Origin of the sequence: Succinivibrio dextrinosolvens (genome assembly GCF_900116345.1) — a bacterium.
Classification (GTDB): Bacteria; Pseudomonadota; Gammaproteobacteria; order Enterobacterales; family Succinivibrionaceae; genus Succinivibrio; species Succinivibrio dextrinosolvens_B.
The window spans coordinates 1-6,346 of sequence record NZ_FPAH01000077.1 but is presented as its reverse complement, the minus strand read 5'-3'; the positions used below and the strand labels follow the sequence as shown (position 1 = coordinate 6,346).

The window sequence follows — 6,346 nt, the reverse complement described above, 5'->3', positions numbered from 1 at the left end:
CACAAACAGAGCAGAGATCATAACAGACATCTGTATAGCTGCCCATGCGGCTATAAATCCAATGATGACAGAGTTGGAGCCATGAATATTCAGAATCTTGGAAAGAGATGGCTGTCAGGAGAAAAGAATCCTAGATACAAAAAGGATAATAACTGATTAAGAGTAAACTCTTTTTCAAAGCGGGCATTGTCAATTGTCCGATGATGCTGGCAGTGTAGGGAGATTACCAATTGGTATCGCTTGTACCTATATTATGCTGACTAGCAAGCCCTCGGATTTATCCGAGGGTATTTGACTAAGAATTCTCTCTATTTAAATCCTTCCATTAAAACAACCTTATTCTGTTTCAATGATTCCTGTACATTGATAATTCTCTGATTTGTAGAACCTCTAAAATCAATGTCCATAGATTTCTGTGCAAGAACAAAAGGACCATCAACCAGAACATCAAGCTGCTCTAAGAGCTTTCTGTAGATAGGATCAGTTACCAGTTTCTCATATACAAAACCAGAGTAAGACCATAAAGAATAGCCTTTTTCTCTTAGAATCTTAGCCAGAATACTCAAGGTTCCAGCCTGAATGAAAGGTTCACCACCAGAGAAGGTGACGCCTTTAATCAGAGGATTGTTAATAAACTCATCGTATAGAACCCTGAGTTTAACATCCATACCGCCATCAAGAGACTGAGCCTGTGGATTATGGCATCCTTTGCAGCGGAAAGGGCATCCCTGAGTAAAAATAACATAGCGAATACCAGGGCCATCAACAATTGATTCGTTAACAGCACCAGCAATTCTTAAAGTGGTTTCGTCTAGTATTGAAAGATCTGAGCCGGACATTTTACCTGTATTCTTAATGAAAAAACGCCTTATCATCCAATCTTCAGATTAGACTCAAGGCGTCTGAGAACTAAAAGATGAATTTATTAAACGTGCATGTGTTTTACACGATCTCGTTCTTCAGCTTTCTTGCCATCATTGAAGCGATCAAGAGTACCAACCAGATAACCGGTTACACGTCTGATTCTCTCGAATTTAACACCTTCGCCGACAATACCATTACGAGCATGTAGTCTAGTTTGCATTGTTCACGTCCTCTCAAATAATAATAAAATTGCTGTAGTTTGTTCAATTGGTTTTTAAATTAAACTGTTAACCAGTGCAGATGCATCCAACACCTAGCTTACGTAATCTTTCGATGCTTACGCCCTCGCCATCCTTACGACCGCATCTTGGGCAGGTATCTCCAATAACACCAACGTAATTACATACAGGGCAACGGTCAACTGGGTGGTTAATAGAACCATAGTTAACACCGCATTCCTTCATGTAAAGAATAATGTCTTCGAAAGCTTTAACGTTCTTGGTTAAATCACCATCCATTTCAACGTAGGAAATAGAACCTGCGTTGCATAACTCATGGAATGGACCTTCAGTTTTAATCTTTTCTGCTGCAGAAATTTCGTAGTAAACAGGTACATGGAAGCTGTTGGTATAGTAGTCCCTATCTGTTACTCCAGGGATGCTTCCATACAGTTTTCTATCTAACTTAACAAAACGTCCTGACAGACCTTCTGCTGGGGTTGAGAACAATGAGAAGTTAAGTCCTGACTCAACCATCTTCTTGTCAGTCAACTCTCTCATGTGTTTAATAATCTTATAGCCTAAATCGTAAGCTTCCTTACTTTCTCCATGATGCTTACCGATCAGAGCAACAAGACACTCAGCTAAACCAATAAATCCTACAGAAAGAGAACCGTTCTTGATTACATCCTCAATTGTATCTTCTGGATTTAATTTTTCAGAGTCAATCCAAACACCCTGTCCCATTAAGAAAGGATAGTTTAGAACCTGCTTTTTAGCAATGATATTGAATCTATCCATCAGCTGATCGAAGACCATATATACCATTTTGTCTAATGAATCAAAGAATTTGCTGATTGATCCATGAGCTTCAATAGCAAGACGAGGTAGATTTACAGTAGTAAATGACAGATTTCCACGACCTGGAATGATTTCCTTGGTCTTATCATAATAGTTGCCGAATACACGTGTTCTGCATCCCATTACAGCAAGTTCAGTCTCAGGATGACCTTCCTTGTAGTACTGCATATTATAAGGTGCATCTAGGAAAGAGAAGTTAGGGAACAGTCTCTTTGCAGATACCTTGCAGGCAAGTTCAAATAAATCGTAGTTAGGATCACCAGGCTTGGTATTTACACCATCTTTAACCTTGAAGATCTGCACTGGGAAGATTGGAGTCTCACCGCCACCAAGACCAGCATCAGTTGCCATCAGAACATTCTTCATCAGCATTCTCTGTTCAGGAGTTGTACCTGTACCATAGTTGATGGATGAGAATGGAACCTGAGCACCAGCTCTTGACTGCATTGAGTTTAAGTTATGAATCAGAGCTTCCATTGCCTGATAGGTCTCTCTCTCAGTAAGCTTCAGAGCTTCACTTAAGATGTAGTCGGTATCAGAATCAACATTTGATGATTCATACTTAGAAAGAATTTCTTTAACCTTTTCTCTTATAATCGCAGTAACTTCATCTGACAGACAGGTTTTGTACTTAGCGTAGAGCTCTTTGCACAGATCCTTTAATTCCTTTACGTCAGCTTCATCATTTCTCAGACATACACATAAAACCTTGCATAAGTGCTTTGAATATGAGATTGCTACATATGGAGCTAAATCGTACTCAAATAAAGGAATTGACTGACCGCCATGCTGATCATTCTGATTTGACTGAATAGCAATACAGCATAGAGCAGCTGCAGACTGAATTGACTGAGGCTCACGCAGGAAACCATGACCAGTGCTGAAACCACGCTCGAACAAACCTTTTAAGCTGATCTGACAGCAGTTGATGGTCAGCATATAGAAGTCTAGATCATGGATATGAATATCGCCTTTGGAATGAGCAATTGAGTGCTCTGGACGCAGTACATATCTGCGAACATAATCCTTGGCACCTTCAGAACCGAATCTTAACATCAGACCCATAGGAGCGTTTGCATCAATATTTGCATTCTCTCTCTTAAGATCCATGTCAGCGGTGCTCTTAGAGGTAAGATCTCTATAGATCTTGGTTAGATCGTTGTTATAGGTTCTAACCTTGGTTCTGTTCTGACGATACAGAATGAAGTTCTTGGCCTCTGCAGCCATACCTTCCTTAATCAGAACCTTCTCAATAATATCCTGAGTATTTTCAACGGAAGGAGCTTCAAGATTCTGTTTTTCGATCTCGTTTACAACCTGACGGGTAAACTTGTTTACAAGCTCTTCCTCATAAGCAGATGTTGATTTATCGTCTGGATGTGCTGAAATCAGTGATTTTCTAATCGCATTGGCTATCTTATCTTCATTGAAAGATACCTTTCTACCATCTCTTTTTACAATAAATCTGATCATACTTAAGTCCGTACTTCTAAAGGAAATTTTTTTTCTTTAAAATTATATATTTAGAATATAAATATATATAATTCAACAAGTTAGTTATTCAAACATTGTCTATATTATGTACAATCATCCCCCCTAATTCAAGGCAAAAAAATTCTCTCTCGCCTCTTGACAGAATTTTGTCTAAAATTAAATTTAGCTATCTTGACAAGAAAAAAAGTTCTACAAATTATTATGTTAGGTGACTGAAGGTGATTGATGTTTTCTGTGATGTAATCGATAATTTTGGAGATGCAGGAGTTTGTTTGAGACTCTGTAGAGATTTTTCAAAAAAAAATTTTGAGGTTCGTCTCTTTTGTAATAATGTCAATATATTGAACAAAATCACAAATTCAGAAGATGATTCAAATCGATTTTTAAGCCTTTTTTCATGGTCTGATGACACTGTTGATTATGAACCTTCAGAGGTGGTAATTCAGGCATTTTCAGTAAGACTTCCTGACAATCTAATAAAAAAAATCAAATCGATAAAATCAGTTGTCGTCAACCTTGAATATCTAACCGCTGAAACCTTTGCCGAGGACTGTCATAAGCTTCCTTCATATGCTGACGGTTTTGAAAGCTTCTTTTTCTTCCCTGGTTTTACCAGAAAAACAGGTGGAGTAGTAATAGAGGAGAGCTTTTTAGAAAAATTAAAGAATAAAGAAGGAAGTAATTCAAAGAATCTGACCTTATTCAGCTATGAGAATGAAAAGGTTAAAACTGTTATCAATTCATTAAACAACCAGAAATTAATTCTCAATATCTTTGAAGGAAAAGGATTAAATAACTTTAATAACCTGTTTAACTTAAATCTTGCTACAGGTGAAGAGTATAAGCTTAATGAACTTACTATAAAGGCATTACCAATGGTAAGTCAGGATGAGTATGACTCATACCTTATAGATTCATTTCTTAACCTTGTAAGAGGAGAAGACTCAATCGTAAGAGCCATGCTTAGCGGAAATCCGTTCCTCTGGCACATTTATCCTCAGGAGGAAAACGCTCATAAAGACAAGATTGAGGCACTCTTCTACCGAATGTCAGAAGTCTGCAGCAGTAAAGAGGATGTTGAGACCTTAAGACAGATTACTCTAAGCTACAACGGTTTTTCTGATTATCTGAACGGTTTCAATCTGCTGGGATTCTACGAGAACTGGAAGAAACTATCCAAAGAGTGGTCAGAACATCTTATTTCTCTTGGTTCACTTACAGATAATCTGATTTCTTTTCTCAAAACCAAGACAGATTTTTAACGTAAAAACAAAACGATAAATATAAATACTCTTAAAAAACCATTCTACAGATAAAAAAGTTATCTAAAGATAGTATACAAGCCGTTAAATCTGTTAAAATGTCACGTTATATTTTCACTCTTGTATAATAGAGTGACATTCAGAAGATGATCTGTGTAGTTTAGCGTTTAAATTGTTTAAATCAGTTTAATTTAATGGCAGGGACCGCATAAGACATCATAAACAATATTTTTTAATTTATTGTTAATGGCTGGATTAAAGTCCTTGCCGAAGATTTAAATTTAATTATTCAAAGGGTTTAATAATGAAATTAGCTCAAGAAATCCGCACTGGCAACGTAATCATGTTAAACGGCAATCCAATGGTTGTTCAGAAGACTGAGTACAGCAAATCAGGCCGTAACGCTGCAGTTGTAAAAATGAAGTTAAAGAACCTGTTATCAAACGGTGGTACCGAGACTGTTTTCCGTGCTGATGACCGTTTAGATGACGTTGTTCTAGAGCGTAAAGAGTGCACCTACTCATACTACGGTGATCCACTATACGTATTCATGGATGAAGAATTCAATCAGTACGAGATTGAGAAGGACAACATGGGTGATGTTCTAAACTACCTAGTTGACGGTATGGAAGATATCTGCCAGGTTACCTTCTACAACGGTAAGGCAATCTCTGTTGAGTTACCTATCACCATCGTTCGTGAAGTTGAGTACACCGAGCCAGCAGTTAAGGGCGATACCTCAGGTAAGGTTGTAAAACCAGCTCGTCTAGCTGTAACTGGTTATGAAATCTCAGTTCCAGATTTCGTAAACATCGGCGACAAGATCGAAATCGATACTCGTACCAACGAGTTCAAGAAGCGTGTTTAATTTCTAAGTTAAACCCCATTCTTTGCACATTTTTGTGTAACTATGGGAAAGGCAATAAATCCTCAGCACATGCTGGGGATTTTGTTATGTTTCTAATCTAGATTTTCTTCTGCTTCCGCGGCAATATCTTCCTCATACTCTATATTCATTTCAGCCTCTGGGAAAGGAATTTCCAGCCCTTCAAGTAGCTCCTTCTTTTTTCCAACTATCTCAGAGAAGTAACCACCATCTGGGAATATTGTCTGAGTAATATTTGACAACGATGCCAGCATCTTTGGTACAGAGTCAAATGGAAGCTTGATGCCTTTAGCTTCAGCTGAATGAATACGATGTCTTAACATGCAGAGAATACTGCAGGACAGGAAGTGCACAAAGATTTTTCCTGAAAGAGTTTTTGATGAGGATACGTGTAATCGTCTTGCTCCAGTGAAATCCTTGAGCTTTCTGAAACTCTCCTCAACCTCATTACGTTCTGTATAGGCACGTGACGCTTCAACCGGATCACTTATAAAGTCAGACAGCAGAACTCTGATACCCTTACACAGCATGTATTCGAATTTCTGGGTATTATTGATTACCTTTCTGCCATTTGAGTCTTCAGTAACATAGGTTGAAAGGAAGTCCTTTTCCTCCTGGGTAAGAGTCTCTGTTTCAGTCTTCTGCTTATCCAGAAGCTCAGCTACTCTTGCACGGAATTTATCTTCTGCATCATTTCTGATTTCATGGTCGAGGTAGATATGAATAAACATTCTGCCTTTCTCTCGCTTACATCTTGCAGA

At 38.1% G+C, this 6,346-nt stretch carries 6 protein-coding genes; 2 read left to right on the top strand and 4 right to left on the bottom strand.

Annotation, left to right across the window (positions count from 1 at the left end):
* Positions 1–308 precede the first annotated feature (308 nt).
* The 3 genes from nrdG to BM308_RS13010 form a co-directional block, all read right to left on the bottom strand.
* On the bottom strand, positions 309–839 hold the full coding sequence (gene nrdG, locus BM308_RS13020) for an anaerobic ribonucleoside-triphosphate reductase activating protein (RefSeq protein ID WP_074945798.1): 531 nt from the start codon (positions 837–839) through the stop codon (positions 309–311).
* An 86-nt stretch (positions 840–925) separates the two neighbouring features.
* A complete protein-coding gene (nrdD, locus tag BM308_RS13260; protein ID WP_074838306.1) occupies positions 926–1,084 on the bottom strand; it encodes an anaerobic ribonucleoside-triphosphate reductase in 159 nt (52 codons plus the stop codon).
* A gap of 67 nt (positions 1,085–1,151) precedes the next feature.
* Positions 1,152–3,416 (bottom strand): anaerobic ribonucleoside triphosphate reductase, encoded by a 2,265-nt coding sequence (locus BM308_RS13010; RefSeq protein ID WP_074945796.1) that lies wholly within the window; start codon positions 3,414–3,416, stop codon positions 1,152–1,154.
* A 239-nt stretch (positions 3,417–3,655) separates the two neighbouring features.
* Between BM308_RS13010 and earP the strand changes: the two genes are divergently transcribed.
* A complete protein-coding gene (gene earP, locus BM308_RS13005) occupies positions 3,656–4,699 on the top strand; it encodes an elongation factor P maturation arginine rhamnosyltransferase EarP (protein WP_074945794.1) in 1,044 nt (347 codons plus the stop codon).
* Between the two features lie 304 nt (positions 4,700–5,003).
* A complete protein-coding gene (gene efp / locus BM308_RS13000; RefSeq protein WP_031490844.1) occupies positions 5,004–5,567 on the top strand; it encodes an elongation factor P in 564 nt (187 codons plus the stop codon).
* 92 nt (positions 5,568–5,659) lie between these two features.
* Here the strand turns inward: efp and BM308_RS13445 are convergent.
* The coding region (locus tag BM308_RS13445) for a hypothetical protein (RefSeq protein WP_218152576.1) at positions 5,660–6,346 on the bottom strand (687 nt) is incomplete at its 5' end.